Origin of the sequence: Marinomonas sp. SBI8L (assembly GCF_001624705.1) — a bacterium.
GTDB lineage: Bacteria > Pseudomonadota > Gammaproteobacteria > Pseudomonadales > Marinomonadaceae > Marinomonas.
In genome coordinates, this window is the sequence record NZ_JSEO01000001.1 from 452,176 (window position 1) to 468,395 (window position 16,220).

A 16,220-nucleotide genomic window follows, 5' to 3' on the forward strand; every position below is an offset into this window, starting at 1 on the left:
TCCATTTAAATAGCCGTAACGTTTAACTAAAGGTGTGTTTAGATGAGCTTACAAGATTGCTGGACTAACTATTTAACGGCGGAGCAATTACTTGAAGATGGGCACTGGTCTGCTGCTCATCAGATGTTTGATAAGGTGCTTCAACACCTCCCCCAACATATTCAGGATGCCTTAACTGATGAGGATACAAGACCTTGTCAGTTTGCTTGTCTATTAAGGGGCTTAAAGGATGCGAGTGTTTCCCAATCTGAAATCCTGAATCATATGGGTGAGTACGATGCCGCCTTTGATCTGCTTAATCAGTCTTACGCGCTTTTGCAGTTTATCTACCTTGAGCCAAATCTATTGGTAAAACACTCTACTCAATCACTAGAGTCGAATAGTGATGATTTACTCAAACATATGACGGCGTTTTGTGCTGCCCATGATGAATCTCATTGGGCTCGTGAGCTTCAGCAAGTACAAGAAAGCCACCATCATTTTAGGAGCCTCACCCAACACAGAGTAATGAGCGCGCAATCAGTCGCGCTTAATTGATAAGGAAATCTCATGTCACACGCCCCTATTCTTGAGGTCAAAAGCCTCTCTATTAGTTTTGCCTTAACCCAAGGCACATTGGATGCTGTTAAAAATTTAAGCTTTGAACTTTACAAGGGAGAAACCCTAGCGATTGTTGGCGAATCCGGTAGTGGTAAATCGGTTTCAAGTAATGCCCTGATGCAACTTTTACCTAAGAACGCCAGCATCAAGGCAGAGTCTAGTATTGTCTTTGAAGGTGAAGAGATCTTATCCAAATCCGAAAAAGACATGCGTCAGATTCGTGGGGATAAAATTGGCATGATCTTCCAAGAGCCCATGACCTCACTTAACCCTTATTTGAAGGTTGGCACTCAAGTCGCTGAGGCCATGTTATGCCATCGCTCTGTTTCTAAAAAAGTGGCAAAAGCTAAAGTATTAGAACTCTTTAACCTAGTACATCTCCCCTTTCCTGAACAAGCTTATGGTAAATACCCACATGAGTTTTCCGGCGGGCAATTACAACGCATCATGATCGCTATGGCGCTTATCAACGAGCCAGACATCTTGATAGCAGACGAACCTACCACAGCTTTGGATGTGACAGTACAGGCAGAAGTATTAAACCTGATTAAAGAAGTTCAGACTAAAATGGGTATGGCTGTGCTCTTTATCACCCATGATTTAGGTGTGGTCAAGCACCTTGCCGATAGAGTCTTAGTCATGTGTAAGGGCGAACTAGTGGAGCAAGGGGAAACAACAAGCCTGTTTGAAAATCCGCAGCTTCCCTATACTAAGATGCTAATCGACTCGACACCAAGAGGCCAAAAGGATGAGCCACCTAAAAATGCAACCGAGTTACTTAAAGCCAACGACATTAAGGTGAAATACCATATCGGCACTCAGCTCATTAGCCGTAAGAAGGAATACTTTGAAGCCGTTAAAGGCCTCTCATTAAATTTAAAACAAGGTGAAACCCTAGGCATAGTGGGCGAATCTGGTTCAGGTAAATCCACCCTAGGCAGAGCCTTAATTGGCTTATTACCATCAAGTGGCCAAATAGAATTTAAAGGCCAAGATGTTAGCAAACTCAGCAAAAAAGACAGATTTGATCTTAAAAAAGATATTCAAGTCGTCTTCCAAGACCCTTATGGTTCCCTTTCACCACGTATGACTGTAGGCGAAATTATCACCGAAGGGCTTACGGTTCATCGTCCTGAATTATCTAAAGCAGAACGCATGCAAAAAGCCCGTAAAGCGTTAGAGGAAGTTCGTTTAGAAGCTCACTCCATCAATCGTTATCCCCATGAGTTTTCGGGTGGGCAAAGGCAACGTATCGCTATTGCCCGCGCTTTGATTCTAGAGCCTTCTTTTATCTTGTTAGATGAACCCACCTCAGCCCTTGACCGCTCAGTCCAGCTAACAGTCATCGACTTACTGAAGAATATTCAAAAGCAGCACAATATTGGCTTCTTGTTTATCAGCCACGACTTAAGCGTGGTGAAAGCTTTGTCTGACCGAGTAATGGTGATGCAAAAAGGGGAAGTGATGGAAGAAGGCTCAGCTGAAGAGGTTTTCAAGAATCCAAAAAGTAGCTATACCCAAAAACTCATTGCCGCATCTTTTGACCTTGAGCCTGAGATTAATGAAGGCAAGGTTGCTTAAGTTTCAGATATTAAAGAACTTATAAGCAACCGATTAGTTCTACTTAAACAAATACCGCCCAAGCTAATCAGTTGAAGGATTCGCAGCTATACTAAAACCTTAACTAGGCAAGCGAATCCTTTAGCTTTGGAGTCATGATGAAACTTAGTCAATTAGAGCAATACTCAGAGATAGAAAAGCTTATTTTTAATAGCTTGGACCCTGCTTTATATACGGTTAGCGCCCTTATTTCAGGGGGAGATGATGCTGAAGAGCACATGATTACAGATGAATCTGAGATAAATTTAAAGGGTAACAATGTGCTCAGCTTACAAAAACAGCTCCGTAAGGTTAAAGCGGCTAAGCATGTAATAAGACACACCAGTGCTTATGATGAGATGATTGGCGGCCCACTTAACGCCACCAACGAAATGGAAGTGCCCGTTGGAGACAGTAAGCTGTATTAACCAGCCTTAACTAAGGCTTAGCAACGGGTTTTATATGCCTAAAAACGCCTATAAAACTTGCACTATAACAGCACACACCGACACACTCACGCCCAAAATAAAGTCAAAAAAGTAAGCTTTTTATTCGAAAAACACGCTAAAACCCCGCATTTACGACTTTTAAAAACTTGGCATCTAACTTGCTAAATCTAAGAACAGGTAATCTTGGCGATGGCTAAAATAGCCTATCAAACGCCTGAACATACAATTTGCAATAGTATAGCTAGGGTTCCGATTTTGAAAAAAGTGTCTGGTCCGAGAGCTATCGACCTCACCTGATATTCTCAGTGAAGGTTACACGGAGGGATAAAAGCCCGGGAGAATCAGTTGGCATTAGCCAAGATTGCTCTTACGTAACCATTAATCACTTGGGAGTTCCAAATGAAAAAACTTACCACCAGCTTATTATTAAGTGCATCTCTTGTTGTTGGGGCGTTAAACGCGCCGATTGTCCATGCCAAAGAAGACTTTAAGGTGTGTTGGTCTATCTATGTCGGTTGGATGCCTTGGGAATATGGTAGCCAATCCGGCATAGTGCAAAAATGGGCGGACAAGTACGACATCAATATCGATGTTGTGCAGTTCAATGATTATGTCGAATCTATGAATCAATACACAGCCGGTGAATTTGATGCTTGCACCATGGCTAACATAGATGCTCTGACAATTCCTGCTGCTGGCGGCGTTGATTCTACCGCCCTAATCGTCGGCGACTTCTCCAATGGCAACGATGCCGTCATCTTAAAAGACGGTGAATCTCTTAGCGATGCTAAAGGGCAAAACATTAACCTTGTTGAATTAAGTGTTTCCCATTACTTATTGGCACGTGGTTTAAACAGTGTTGGCCTTTCAGAACGCGATGTCAGAGTGGTAAATACCTCAGATGCCGACCTTGTCGCAGCATTTACTACCAGTGATGTCACCGCTGTTTCCACTTGGAATCCATTAGTGAGTGAAATTCTTGATATGCCGAATAGCAACAAGGTATTTGATAGCTCTCAGATCCCAGGAGAAATCATAGACACCTTGATTGTGAATACAGAGGTTTTAAACCAGCACCCTAAATTAGGTAAAGCCCTAGTCGGTGCTTGGTACGAAATCATGGACAAAATGAAGCAAGAAGAATCCGTTCGCGAACATATGGGTAAAGCCTCTGGTACTGACTTGTCTGGATTCGAAAGCCAACTTGCCTCAACCAAAATGTTCTACCAAGCAAAAGACGCTGTCGAATTTGTCAAAAGTCCGGCGCTAAAGGACACAATGCAATACGTTGCTGAGTTCTCTTTCGACCATGGACTATTGGGTGATGGTGCAGCAGACGCTGGCTTTATAGGAATAGAAACACCAAGTGGTGTCTTCGGGGATAAGCACAATATCAAATTACGTTTTGATCCTAGCTACATGGAAATGGCAGCCAAAGGCGATCTCTAATCCAATCTTTTTTTAAACACGCAGAGTAAGCCATGAGCTTACTCTCACCCTTAAATTAGAGAGAAAGATATGAAACGCTGGATAAACAAAACACCCTCTAAAACCTTGGCATTTGTATTAGGTGTGATCCCATTTATTCTTGTCATGGCCTTGTATCAATGGGGTTCTGATGCGCGTAAAGCTGAAAACTCTAACGATAAACTTTTACCGAGTGTCGGCCAATTTTATAGCGCGATAGATAGACTTGCCTTTACTCCTAGTAAGCGCACTGGCGAATACATATTCTGGAAAGACACAGTAAGCAGCTTAAAACGCTTATTGATGGGGGTCGCGTGTGCGGCGGCAATTGCCTTGGTATTAGGCTTGATAACAGGGGCGATTCCTTTAATGGCGGCTAATCTCAGCCCTATTATCACCACCCTCTCACTGATTCCTCCTATGGCGGTATTACCTTTACTCTTCATTGTGTTTGGGCTTGGAGAGCTATCTAAAGTCATGCTTATCATAGTGGGAATTACGCCATTCTTGATCCGTGACCTTTATCAGAAAACAAAGGAAATCCCTCAAGAGCAGCTCGTTAAAGCGCAAACGTTAGGTGCCAACTCAGTACAGCTGATTAACCGTGTTTTATTACCGCAAATTTTGCCCAGATTACTTGATGCACTGCGCTTAAGTTTAGGTACAGCGTGGTTATTTTTGATTGCAGCTGAAGCTATTGCCGCCACAGAAGGTCTGGGTTATCGCATATTTTTAGTACGTCGATACCTCTCGATGGACATCATTCTTCCCTACGTCATGTGGATTACCTTTTTAGCTTTCTTATTAGATTGGCTATTGGTACATGCCAGTAAAAAGGCGTTCCCCTGGTATCACAGCGCTAAGTAGAGGTAATTATGACTAAACAAAATAACGCGCAACCAGCCAATAAAACAGATGAATCTGCCCAAACTCAGATTGAATTTAATCATGTGGCTAAGTCCTACGGTGAAAATCTAGTACTAGATAATATTAATTGCGAAGTAAAACGAGGGGAATTCATCACCATGGTCGGCACATCTGGCTGTGGTAAGAGCACCTTTTTAAACATGCTACTCGGCACAGTGGCCCATTCTAAAGGGGATATCTTATTAGAAGGTAAACCTATAGTTGCGGAACCGAGTCCAGATCGAGGCATTGTTTTTCAAAAGTACTCTGTCTTCCCTCACTTGAGCGTGCGTGAAAATGTTGCCATTTCAAAAGAGTTTGAAGCGAGTCCAGTATTAGGTCGGCTATTTGGCGAGAGACGTAAACAAGCCTTAACTGAAACAGATGAATGGCTCGAAGCCGTTGGGCTACTCGCCGCAAAAGACAAGTACCCACACGAACTTTCTGGTGGCATGCAACAAAGGCTAGCCATTGCTCAAGCGCTAATTAAACACCCCAAAGTGTTGCTACTAGACGAACCATTCGGCGCCCTTGATCCGGGCATCCGAAAAGACATGCATAAGTTGGTGTTAGAGCTTTGGAAGAAGTATCAACTCACCATTTTTATGGTGACCCATGATCTAAACGAAGGCTTCTATTTAGGTACTCGCTTATGGGTATTTGATAAAACGCGGCACGATCCACATGCCCCACATCGTTATGGCAGTACGATTACCTTTGATCTGCCTATTGGTAAAACGGATGAAGCAAGCTTTGTAAAAATCGAAAAGTCCTTAGAGTCAAATCGACTCTCAGCTTAAAGCTCAACCTTAACCTTTAACCTAACCCAATACTTCAACTTAAAGAGTAAATTGATAAAATGAAAAATAGTTTGCAAAGTTTACTTAAAGATAAGCACTATCAAACTCACATCCCTGGTGCGAGCCACTGGTCTACCATTATTCGAAAAGGCACTGAACTGCGCCTAAAAGACATAGAAGGTGGCGCAAATGTTGGTATGTTGTTTTATAACCCAAGTATCTTAAGTGAAAAATACAACGCACCAGATACTCTAAAATGCCAACACACATTCAAACTCACCCAAGGCCACTGTCTATACAGCGAAATGGGCCGCATCTTTTGTTCTATCACATCTGATAGTTTTGGCTGGCATGAAACCGTTTGCGGTACTTCACATGCAAAGCACATAGAAGAAAGCTGGGGCAAACGTGACTATCAAGGGGACCACAACCTTTGGCGTCAAAATGGCTTCGATAGCTTTTTAGTGGAACTCGCTAAATACAACCTCAGCAAACAAGACCTTTGTGCCAATGTAAATTGGTTTAGCCAAGTCAGTGCCGACGAAGCGGGCAAACTCGCTCTAACAAGACATAGCCAAGCTGGGGACGAAGTCGTATTAAGATTCGAAATGGACACACTGGTCGTATTGCATACCTGCCCTCACCCACTTAACCAAGCAAAAGAATACCCAAACAAACCTGTTGCTATCAGCTTGAGTCAAGCCGAAACAATGCATGATGACGATGAGTGCCTGAACCACTGCCCAGAAAATCGTCGCGGTTTTGAAAACAACGCGTTATACCACTTTGGTTTATAGGAGCCACCATGATTAAAGCAAGCTTATTAAACGTAGAAGACGCTAAATTCTCACAATCTATCGATGCTGGTGATTACTTTTTTCACTGTATCAAGGCAGGCGAAACCATACGCCTTGTTGACCTTAAAGGTAATCAAGCAGCCGATACCCTATTTTATAATGCCAATGATGTCAGCGAACGCTACAGCGCCATGGACACAGTACGTGAACAAAGTGCGTTATATCTAACAACACACTCTGTTTTAAAAACCAATTTAAACAGAGACATGCTCGAAATCGTCGCAGATACCTGTGGTCGTCATGACACTGTTGGCGGCGCCTGTGCCACTGAATCAAATACAGTGAGGTATGACTTGGAAAAACGTTGCATGCATGCCTGTCGTGATAGCTGGATGTTAGCCATTCAAGAAAATGAAGAGTATGGATTGAGCAAAGCGGATATCACTCACAACATCAACTTTTTCATGAATGTGCCAGTCACTCAAGAGGGTAAATTAACCTTTGAAGATGGTATCTCAGCACCGGGTAAGTACGTTGAATTAAAGGCAAAAATGGATACCTTGGTATTAATTTCAAATTGTCCGCAATTAAACAACCCATGTAATGGTTATGACCCCACCCCGATTCAGGTCTTGGTCTGGTCTTAGGATAAACCGTATTTCTATAAACCCATTAGCCCATTTGCATTAACGCTATTTTTTGCATTTTTTAGTCAGGACGACCTGATTAATGTATTTATTCTCGGGACGACCCGCAAGTTTGGAGCCGTTATGTTTAACACGGTAATGATTGCAAATCGAGGTGCAATAGCCACTCGCATTATTCGCACACTTAAAAAATTAGGTATTCAATCCCTTGCTGTTTATCACCAAGAAGATAAAGACTCATTACATGTTCAGCAAGCTGATATTGCTGTATGTCTGGGTGATAACAGTGTCGCAGACACCTACCTTAATATTGAAAAACTCATTCAGATTGCCAAACAACACCAAGTAGATGCCATTCATCCAGGCTATGGCTTTTTAAGTGAAAATACTGAGTTCGTGAGTCAATGTGAACAAGCAAACATCGTTTTCATTGGCCCGACAAGCACACAAATGAACCTATTTGGTTTGAAACACCTAGCACGGGATGCAGCAGAACAAGCCGGCGTACCGCTTGTACCAGGCTCACCATTACTAACCGAACGAAACGACGCCATACATTGGGCTAATAAGATTGGCTACCCTATCATGCTAAAAAGCACCGCTGGCGGTGGTGGTATTGGAATGCAAGCCTGCCTCAATCAAGATGAAATGCTTATTGCCTGGGAAAGCGTTAAAAGGTTAGGTGAAAACTACTTCTCTAACGATGGCGTCTTCTTAGAAAAACTCATAAAAAATGCACGACATATCGAAGTACAAATTTTTGCCAATGGACAAGGACAAGCCATTAGCCTTGGAGAACGCGATTGCTCAGCCCAGCGCCGTAATCAAAAAGTTGTCGAAGAAACGCCAGCACACAATTTAACTCATGACGTCCGTGAACAGCTCCATAACACCGCAGAGCGCTTAATGGCATCGGTTAATTATCGTAATGCCGGTACCGTTGAGTTTATCTTTGATCATGATGCTAATGCATTTTACTTTTTAGAAGTAAATACGCGATTACAGGTTGAGCATGGCGTAACGGAAGCCGTTTGGGGAGTCGATCTGGTTGATTGCATGATCAAGCAAGCAGCAGGAGAAATGGAAGATTTACAGGCGTTTAAAGCACAGCTCACACCCTCAGGCCATAGTATTCAAGCCCGTATTTATGCTGAAAACCCAGCACAAGACTTCCTACCCAGTAGCGGTTTATTGTCAGAGGTAAACTGGCCACAAAAAGATAACTTACGTATTGATACTTGGATTGAGTCAGGTATCCAAGTACCCGCTCTATTTGACCCTATGTTGGCAAAAGTCATCACCACAGCGGATGATAGACAAACCGCAATCAGCGAATTAGAACAGGCCCTTGATCACAGCACCCTCTATGGCATACAAACTAACAAGGCTTATGTTCAAGCTATTCTAAATGGCCCTATGCATCAAGGTGGCCAACTATTTACCAAGGATCTGGCTGATTTTAAAATCCAGACACCTAGTTTTTCTGTATTAAGTGGCGGCACCCAGACAAGTATTCAAGACTATCCCGGCAGGCAAGCACACTGGCATGTTGGCGTACCACCTTCTGGCCCAATGGACTCACTTAGCTTTCGCTTAGCCAATGAATTATTGGGGAATAACCTTGATGCTGCCGCCTTAGAAATAACCTTAAATGGCCCTAGACTTAAGTTTCATACATCTTGTGATGTTGCTCTAATTGGTGCCGAATTTGATGTGAGTTTGGATGGCAGCCCAGTTGCAATGAACCAAGTCATTCACCTAGATGCAAACCAAACCCTAAGCATAGGAAAAGTCAAAGGAACTGGCGCGCGTTGTTATCTTGCCGTTAAAAATGGCATCCAATGTCCTGACTATTTAGGCTCAAAATCTACCTTTACCTTAGGCCAGTTTGGTGGCCATGTGGGCCGAGCACTGCGTACTGGAGACGTGATAGAACTCGCTAATATAATATCTAATAAAAAGACGAATAAAGAGACTAATCAAAAAACGAATACACAGAGCAGTCTGAAAACTCAGCCCGTTTTATCCGCAAACTTTCAGCAGCAAGCCAAGCAAACCTTTAATCCAGAAATCTCGCAATTAAGGGTTATCTACGGGCCCCATGGCGCACCAGATTTCTTTACCGAAACAGATATAAAGACCTTCTTTGAGCATACTTGGGAAGTGCATTACAACTCCTCTCGTACAGGTGTTCGTCTTATCGGGCCCAAGCCTGAATGGGCACGAGAAAGCGGCGGCGAAGCTGGCATGCACCCTTCGAACATTCATGATAATGCCTATGCTTTTGGTACCGTGGATTTTACGGGTGACATGCCCGTTATTCTTGGTCCAGATGGCCCATCATTGGGTGGATTTGTTTGCCCTGCTACTGTCATTAGTGCCGACCTTTGGAAGCTAGGCCAATTAAAAGCCGGTAGTAAAATTCAATTTATTCCCGTGACACACGCTCAGGCTATTTCCCTCGAAAAAGCGCAAATAAGCGACATACGTGAGTTAAGCTTGGTGGCTGAATCAGTATCCTTATCTAAGTCAGAGTCAGAGCAAGTAACTAGTCGCGGCATTAACCCAGCCGCTTTAGCTTCCCCCAAAGTACATCAAGGGAAAATTGGGAATGACGAGGTAATTTGCCGTTTAGCGGGAGATCATTTCTTACTTGTCGAATTAGGTCCATTAGCGCTTGATATTCCACGTCGTTTTAAAGTTCACGCCCTCATGTTATGGCTAGAAAACTATAAAAAAACGCATCCAGAATCTGGTCTAAGAGAATTAACACCTGGCATTCGCTCTCTTCAAATTCACTTTGACTCTCAAGTGATGAGTCTAGACAAGCTCACTCGTTTAATTGATCAGGCTTGTCATTATGTGGCCACTACCGAAAACCTCACCTTACCTTCTCGCACAGTGTATTTGCCACTAAGTTGGAATGATGAAGCCTGCCAATTAGCCATAGAAAAATACATGCAATCGGTACGTAAAGACGCGCCTTGGTGTCCAAGTAACCTAGAGTTTATCCGCCGTATTAATGGCCTAAAAGATATTCAAGCGGTGAAAGACACTGTCTTTAGCGCGGATTATCTGGTGATGGGATTAGGAGATGTTTATTTAGGTGCACCCGTTGCAACGCCATTGGACCCACGCCATCGACTGGTCACAACAAAGTACAACCCTGCTCGTACTTGGACCGCTGAAAACTCAGTTGGTATTGGTGGGGCTTATATGTGTGTTTACGGGATGGAAGGCCCAGGTGGGTATCAATTTGTGGGTCGTACGTCACAAATGTGGAATCGCTACCGTAAAACCAAAGAGTTTACCCAACCTTGGCTGCTACGCTTTTTTGATCAAATAAAATTCTATGAAGTAAGCCCAGAAGAGCTAGCACACATTCGAGAAGCATTACCAAAAGGCCAAGTATCCCTAAGGATAGAAGAAACACAGTTTAGCCTAAATGATTACCAAAATTTCTTGGACGCTAATCAAACTCAAATGACGGAATTTGTTAAAGCCAGAGATGAGGCCTTCGATGAAGAACTCGCCCGTTGGAAGGAGAATGGTCAACTTACCTATGAGGTGGTTGAACCAGAGACTAGCCAAGATGATGAGCAGGCCTTAGCAGAACTTATCTCAGCCGAAAACATTAATGCTATCGATAGCCCTGTATCGGGCAATGTTTGGCAGTGCAAAGTAGAAGAAGGCCAAACCGTAAAAGCAGGCGACGTATTAATGGTTTTGGAGTCCATGAAAATGGAAATAGAAATCTATGCCAGCTGTGATGGCCAAGTAAGAAGCTTATTAAAGCAGCAAGGACAATCGGTTCAGTCAGGACAAGCCCTCGCCTTAATAGAACTCGCGCCAGTCACTGAACTTGCCTAACTTATACACGTTTAAAGGACATATCCCATGTTTAACTTAAATATTATTGCACTTAAAAATGCCTATAAAAATAATGACACCACAGCCAAAGAACTTATTTTTTCGCTCCGACAACAAGCCCTAGAGCAGGCCGAATATAATGCCTGGATTACCTTATTGGATGAGACAAAATTAACTGAATACCTAAGCTATTTAGAAGGTAAAACCATAGATGAACTCCCTTTATATGGCGTACCATTTGCCATCAAAGACAACATAGACCTAGCCGGCGTACCAACCACAGCGGCCTGTCCAGACTTTGAATACACACCAAGCAAAAGCGCCTTTGTGGTAGAGCAATTAATGAAAGCTGGCGCGATTCCACTAGGTAAAACGAACCTAGACCAATTCGCCACAGGTCTAGTCGGTATGCGAAGCCCCTATGGTGAAGGTGTAAACGCCTTTAATACTGATTATGTGTCAGGTGGTTCAAGCGCAGGCTCGGCCATAAGCACCGCCTTAGGCCAAGTAAGTTTTGCACTTGGCACAGACACAGCCGGCAGTGGCCGTGTACCAGCCGCATTAAATAACCTCATCGGTCACAAACCAACAAAAGGCTTATTCAGTAACTCTGGCTTGGTACCTGCTTGCTTAAGCTTGGATTGCATCACAGTATTCGCGCTAAATACACAAGATGCGGCTTTGGTCACCAGCATTGCAGGCCAATATGACGAAGCAGATAGCTATGCAAGACCTAACAAACCAGAAAACCACTTACGTTACTTTGAACCTAAGCTACCTCAAAACTTCACTTTTGGTGTACCCGCTGAATTAGATTTTTATCAAAACCCAGAAACGAAAGCCTTGTTTGAACAAACCGTAGAGCGTTTAGAAAACCTTGGTGGCACTAAAGTCACCATAGATTTTGTGCCTTTTACCACAGCAGCAAAACTCCTGTACGAAGGCCCTTGGGTGGCAGAACGTTGGTTAGCAACCCATGATGTAAAACGTGAATCCATGTTACCTGTGATTCAAACCATTATAGGTTCAGCAGAAGGTAAAACCGCAGCCGATGCCTTCAGCGCACAATATGCCTTACAAAGCTTTAAGAAAGTGTGCGATGCCCAAGTAGATGCCGTTGATTTTATGCTCACACCCACTTGCCCAACTCAATTCACCCGTGAAGCCTTGCGACAGGAGCCAATCAAATACAACTCGGTTTTAGGCACTTATACCAACTTTATGAATTTATTGGATTACGCTGCAACCAGTATTCCTGTTGGCTTTACCACAAATAAAGTAAGTTGGGGTGTAACTTTCTTTAGCCATGCATTTAGAGATATCGAACTCTTAAGTTATGCTGGAGCCTTACATCAAGCCCTAGATTTACCCCAAGGTGCGAGTGAATTTCCCTTACAAACTTATGAGTCTACCGCCATTGCAGCCCCACAAAAAAATATCGATGTGGTCGTCTGCGGCGCTCATTTAGAAGGTTTTCCCCTTAATTGGCAGCTCACTGAACGCAACGCCACACTCGTTAGCAAAACACTCAGTGCTGCCAAGTATCAACTCTATGCGTTACCAGATGGTAAACGCCCAGCGATGATACGTGATGATGAAGCGGGTCAAGCCATTAAAGTCGAAGTCTGGTCTATGCCGATAGAGCACTTTGGCTCTTTTGTTGCTGGCATCCCTGCACCGCTTGGTATCGGTAAGGTAGAGCTTGCAGATGGTAACTGGTATTGCGGTTTTATGAGTGAGGGGAATGCAACATTAGATGCTACCAAGATTACAGAGTTTGGTGGTTGGGCAAATTATATTCAATCTAAGAAATAGCGCTGTTTTACTAATAAACAAGAGTAGCAAAGCCACCCCGAACCTGCTGGTTTTGCTACTAGCTGTTTATCAAACCTAACATTTCTTATCTCTCTTTTTACCTTAACCTCTTTTCTTTAATCAATTGATAACACGAAAAAGTGTGCTCGTAACGACTAAATAGATAACATTCAAGGTGTCATTTACTTTATAAACAACTAAAAAAGTAAGTAATAAATTAAAAGCTATTAGAAAGCGCTCAATGTCACAAAAGCGATAGCATCACTTAATTTCTACTCTGTTTGGTTAGATAGCTGTTAGACAAGCCATCCGTTTATTTGAAGTTTTTTAAAAGTTCTGAGAGCTCGTCATATATAAGTCTCATCCTTTTATTCGACTTTAACTCTCTGTGAGCGGTGATCCAAATCGGGAAAGAAGCAATGAATTCATCTTTAAATAATCTAACCATGTTTTCTTTTTCACGAGCAGCAATATCTAAACAAAAGCCGCACCCTAAACCTTCTTCGATTAATTCATAAATTAAGACATAACTATCAGTTCTAAGAGCAAAATCTTCATCATTAATGTCGAACCCACTTTTGTTTAAGCCATCTTTTATATCTGTAAAATTATCTTGCCCTATTAAATCAAAGCCCAACACAGCATCAAAGTCCTTTGCATTTACAGATGCCATAAGCTCTTTATATCGTGGATATTTTTTCGACACATAAAAGCCAATTTCTAGATTTAATATTCTCTTGGTAATTAAATCGTTTTGAGTGGGCCTCACCATTCTTAAAGCGATATCAGCCTTTCTTTCTAGTAGGTTTTCAACCTTATCCGAAGGGCTAATGATCAATTGAATTTGAGGGTATTTTTCGCGTAGCTTCCCCATTAACTGAGGCAAAATTTTTAAAGCGATAGTATTGCTTGCTGAAATCCTAACCGGGCCACTAACCACATTAGAACGCATGTCAGCAAGGCTAGAAATTGCCATTGCATGAGAGTTCATCTGCTTTACTTCTTGTGCAAGCTCTAAACCGAATTCAGTTGCAATGTAACCTCTAGCGGTTCTATCAAATAATAAATTACCTAAATCTTTTTCTAATTGTTCAATATGTCTACCAACCGTTGGCTGTGATATTTTTAACTCTTGGGCGGCTTTAGACAAACTCTTTAATTCAATAACAGCAAGGAATGTCTTTAGTAACCCCCAATCTACATGATTCATTTTTGCGTACTTCTTATTTGTTTTTATATCTATAGGCCCAGTAATATCCTTTATATTAGATCCATATTTTTTCTAATGCCATGGGGGAATAAGTGAGACTGGTTTAACCTGTTAATTTAAATGGCTTTCATGTTTAAGTAGACTATAAAACTACCTATTCGGTAATTAGGGAAGCTGCGAATAAGTCTTCCCACCTCAGCGAGTGGACAAAAGTTGACAAGCCATAAGCTGAGCATTTCAGTTAAAGATAATAAATAGTCATAAAACGTGTAAGATAAAACCTGACTTAGCATCCAGATTTTAAGGAGTAATTTCTTGGCTCTTGAACCCCTTCCTCATGTTTCTATGAATACCCTTAACAGATTAAATACGTTGGGCAAAGAAATTGATGCCGTTGCAGGAAGTTGCTTACTTGATGCTTCTCATATTTGGAACAAGGTTACGCTGATTGAATCAGGCGTTGTGAGAATGTTCTATTTAGCCATTGATGGAAAGGAGCATAACAAAAACTTCTTTTTTGAAGGCGATATATTCTGGCCTGTCACGCCAAGCCTACAAGAAAAAGCAGCAGGCTTTACGATCGAAGCACTCTCTAATGTTAAAGCAGTTCAATGGCATATAGATGACTTTAAATCTGCTTTTGAGAGCGAGCTGGAATGGCTTAAATTCACCCTATTTTGGTCTGATAAATTGCTTGATAGTAAAATGCAAAGAGAGCAAGAATGGCTACAGCTTCCAGCCAAAGCACGCTATGAAAACTTGCTTAAATAACATCCTGACATAGTTCAGAGAGTTCCTGCTCATCATATAGCGAGCTTTTTAGGCATCACCTCTGTCACCCTTTCTCGTCTAAAACACGCTAGCTAATTAACATTTGTTAATGCACACCATTTTAAACCCTAGATAATGAGTGTTTTTAAGGAGTGCAAACAGATGCTAACAATAAAACAGCTTAGTGGATTAACGGCTACCGCTTTATTTGGATTAATGGCGGGCTTTTTTGCGACCTATTCGTTTAATGTTAATTACGCAATGTTAGCTGTTGATGCGAGTACCTACGCTGAAGTTCAGTCTCTCTTCAACATCAATGTACGTCATACAGGTTTCTTTTTATGCTTCTTCGGTGCAGGAGCGCTTCCCTATTTTTGTGCTGTTTTGAATATCAAAAATAAGAGTATTTTCTATTTTTGATTGCTGCTCGGAACGCTCTACTTAACAGGAATAATTCTTTTCACCAAGTTCGTTAATTTGCCGCTTAATTATTATACCGAATCTTGGACTTCTTCAACTTTGCCTTCTGATTGGAGAAACACCCGAGATGCTTGGAATCAGGCGAACCTATTCCGATCTCTACTTAGTTTTATTCTCTTCGTTAGCGCCTTATTTCTTCTCATCAAACAAGATAAAACGAATAGCTAATGTCTCTGTATGAGCTATTTTCACGCCTTGATAAGCCACAAAGCACGGGGGCTGAAGACTATTTTCGAGCAAGTTTACACCCATGATAAATAAGATACTTATCATGGGAGTTTCTCTAAAATGCGCCAAAAAGAACTATTTAAAATGAGCTATTTGATAGAAGTACTCAAGGATGTACCTTTTTCACCTATCGAAAGAACGAGTATCTTAGCGACCTCATTGTGACTAAGGTTTTCAGTTAACTCATGAACAGAACCTAAAGGTTCTACCCATACATCTCCTTGTTTATAATCCTTGGCTTCACTGCCTTTTAATTTTGATCTCACCCTTCCTTGCAGCACATAAACATAGAGCATGCCCTCATGTGTATGTGAGCCAACACGCACCTCGGGCTGTAATTCAACTGTTAAGGTCGTGAGATAGGCTTTTTCAAACTCAGGCAGTGCTAAAATATTAAGCATTTGTCGCTTAACATCATGGGCATCACCTTCGTGTGTTAACCCATGATTAGATAAGCTTAACAACGCAATGAGACTAAAGAGCTGCGCGGCTTTTCTCCAAGCCTTCACAGCTCTCATTTCTTTTATATAAGCCTTAATAACTCTCTTATCATTAATAAGCAGACCCATAACTTTCTCCTA

At 42.1% G+C, this 16,220-nt stretch carries 15 protein-coding genes and 1 riboswitch; of the genes, 13 read left to right on the plus strand and 2 right to left on the minus strand.

Annotation, left to right across the window (positions count from 1 at the left end; all coding sequences use genetic code 11):
* The first annotated feature begins 42 nt into the window (after positions 1-42).
* The 10 genes from OA91_RS01935 to atzF all read left to right on the plus strand — a co-directional run bounded on the left by OA91_RS01935 (position 43) and on the right by atzF (position 12,950).
* Entirely contained in the window at positions 43-537 is a 495-nt protein-coding gene (locus OA91_RS01935) for a hypothetical protein (protein ID WP_063337809.1), read from the plus strand.
* Between the two features lie 12 nt (positions 538-549).
* A complete protein-coding gene (locus OA91_RS01940; protein ID WP_063337810.1) occupies positions 550-2,181 on the plus strand; it encodes an ABC transporter ATP-binding protein in 1,632 nt (543 codons plus the stop codon).
* A 137-nt stretch (positions 2,182-2,318) separates the two neighbouring features.
* Positions 2,319-2,627: a DUF6482 family protein gene (locus tag OA91_RS01945; protein ID WP_063337811.1), complete on the plus strand. Its 309-nt coding sequence runs from the start codon at positions 2,319-2,321 to the stop codon at positions 2,625-2,627.
* Between the two features lie 251 nt (positions 2,628-2,878).
* A riboswitch (guanidine-I (ykkC/yxkD leader) is annotated at positions 2,879-2,989 on the plus strand.
* 58 nt (positions 2,990-3,047) lie between these two features.
* Complete coding sequence (locus OA91_RS01950; protein ID WP_063337812.1) at positions 3,048-4,097, plus strand: putative urea ABC transporter substrate-binding protein; 1,050 nt, start codon at positions 3,048-3,050, stop codon at positions 4,095-4,097.
* A gap of 69 nt (positions 4,098-4,166) precedes the next feature.
* On the plus strand, positions 4,167-4,982 hold the full coding sequence (locus OA91_RS01955; protein ID WP_063337813.1) for an ABC transporter permease: 816 nt from the start codon (positions 4,167-4,169) through the stop codon (positions 4,980-4,982).
* Between the two features lie 8 nt (positions 4,983-4,990).
* Positions 4,991-5,821 carry an ABC transporter ATP-binding protein gene (locus tag OA91_RS01960; protein WP_063337814.1) on the plus strand — a complete coding sequence of 277 codons (831 nt, stop codon included), beginning with the start codon at positions 4,991-4,993 and terminating at the stop codon, positions 5,819-5,821.
* A gap of 59 nt (positions 5,822-5,880) precedes the next feature.
* On the plus strand, positions 5,881-6,618 hold the full coding sequence (locus OA91_RS01965; RefSeq protein ID WP_063337815.1) for an urea amidolyase associated protein UAAP1: 738 nt from the start codon (positions 5,881-5,883) through the stop codon (positions 6,616-6,618).
* Between the two features lie 8 nt (positions 6,619-6,626).
* Entirely contained in the window at positions 6,627-7,265 is a 639-nt protein-coding gene (locus tag OA91_RS01970) for an urea amidolyase associated protein UAAP2 (RefSeq protein ID WP_063337816.1), read from the plus strand.
* A gap of 123 nt (positions 7,266-7,388) precedes the next feature.
* Complete coding sequence (uca, locus tag OA91_RS01975; RefSeq protein ID WP_063337817.1) at positions 7,389-11,135, plus strand: urea carboxylase; 3,747 nt, start codon at positions 7,389-7,391, stop codon at positions 11,133-11,135.
* 27 nt (positions 11,136-11,162) lie between these two features.
* On the plus strand, positions 11,163-12,950 hold the full coding sequence (gene atzF, locus OA91_RS01980) for an allophanate hydrolase (protein ID WP_063337818.1): 1,788 nt from the start codon (positions 11,163-11,165) through the stop codon (positions 12,948-12,950).
* Between the two features lie 313 nt (positions 12,951-13,263).
* Here atzF and OA91_RS01985 read toward each other — a convergent pair whose 3' ends face one another.
* Complete coding sequence (locus OA91_RS01985; RefSeq protein ID WP_063337819.1) at positions 13,264-14,160, minus strand: LysR family transcriptional regulator; 897 nt, start codon at positions 14,158-14,160, stop codon at positions 13,264-13,266.
* Positions 14,161-14,475: 315 nt separating this feature from the next.
* Here OA91_RS01985 and OA91_RS01990 point away from each other — a divergent pair, with 315 nt between their 5' ends.
* From OA91_RS01990 to OA91_RS24815, 3 genes are all read left to right on the plus strand, one after another.
* Positions 14,476-14,931 carry a Crp/Fnr family transcriptional regulator gene (locus OA91_RS01990; RefSeq protein ID WP_063337820.1) on the plus strand — a complete coding sequence of 152 codons (456 nt, stop codon included), beginning with the start codon at positions 14,476-14,478 and terminating at the stop codon, positions 14,929-14,931.
* 162 nt (positions 14,932-15,093) lie between these two features.
* On the plus strand, positions 15,094-15,351 hold the full coding sequence (locus OA91_RS24380; RefSeq protein WP_197477698.1) for a hypothetical protein: 258 nt from the start codon (positions 15,094-15,096) through the stop codon (positions 15,349-15,351).
* Positions 15,352-15,579: a DUF1772 domain-containing protein gene (locus OA91_RS24815; protein WP_197477699.1), complete on the plus strand. Its 228-nt coding sequence runs from the start codon at positions 15,352-15,354 to the stop codon at positions 15,577-15,579.
* Between the two features lie 149 nt (positions 15,580-15,728).
* On the opposite strand, the gene OA91_RS02000 is transcribed toward OA91_RS24815, so the two are convergent.
* Positions 15,729-16,208: a cupin domain-containing protein gene (locus tag OA91_RS02000; RefSeq protein WP_063337821.1), complete on the minus strand. Its 480-nt coding sequence runs from the start codon at positions 16,206-16,208 to the stop codon at positions 15,729-15,731.
* Between the last annotated feature and the right edge of the window lie 12 nt (positions 16,209-16,220).

What these genes read in the sequence shown, in the direction of transcription:
- OA91_RS24380 (WP_197477698.1), top strand. Translation starts at nt 15,094, where the DNA reads ATGCTAACAATAAAACAGCTTAGTGGATTAACGGCTACCGCTTTATTT.
- OA91_RS01950 (WP_063337812.1), top strand. Translation starts at nt 3,048, where the DNA reads ATGAAAAAACTTACCACCAGCTTATTATTAAGTGCATCTCTTGTTGTT.
- OA91_RS01955 (WP_063337813.1), top strand. Translation starts at nt 4,167, where the DNA reads ATGAAACGCTGGATAAACAAAACACCCTCTAAAACCTTGGCATTTGTA.
- OA91_RS01960 (WP_063337814.1), top strand. Translation starts at nt 4,991, where the DNA reads ATGACTAAACAAAATAACGCGCAACCAGCCAATAAAACAGATGAATCT.
- OA91_RS01970 (WP_063337816.1), top strand. Translation starts at nt 6,627, where the DNA reads ATGATTAAAGCAAGCTTATTAAACGTAGAAGACGCTAAATTCTCACAA.
- OA91_RS01965 (WP_063337815.1), top strand. Translation starts at nt 5,881, where the DNA reads ATGAAAAATAGTTTGCAAAGTTTACTTAAAGATAAGCACTATCAAACT.
- OA91_RS01985 (WP_063337819.1), bottom strand. Translation starts at nt 14,160, where the DNA reads ATGAATCATGTAGATTGGGGGTTACTAAAGACATTCCTTGCTGTTATT.
- OA91_RS01945 (WP_063337811.1), top strand. Translation starts at nt 2,319, where the DNA reads ATGAAACTTAGTCAATTAGAGCAATACTCAGAGATAGAAAAGCTTATT.
- atzF (WP_063337818.1), top strand. Translation starts at nt 11,163, where the DNA reads ATGTTTAACTTAAATATTATTGCACTTAAAAATGCCTATAAAAATAAT.
- OA91_RS01935 (WP_063337809.1), top strand. Translation starts at nt 43, where the DNA reads ATGAGCTTACAAGATTGCTGGACTAACTATTTAACGGCGGAGCAATTA.
- OA91_RS02000 (WP_063337821.1), bottom strand. Translation starts at nt 16,208, where the DNA reads ATGGGTCTGCTTATTAATGATAAGAGAGTTATTAAGGCTTATATAAAA.
- OA91_RS01940 (WP_063337810.1), top strand. Translation starts at nt 550, where the DNA reads ATGTCACACGCCCCTATTCTTGAGGTCAAAAGCCTCTCTATTAGTTTT.
- uca (WP_063337817.1), top strand. Translation starts at nt 7,389, where the DNA reads ATGTTTAACACGGTAATGATTGCAAATCGAGGTGCAATAGCCACTCGC.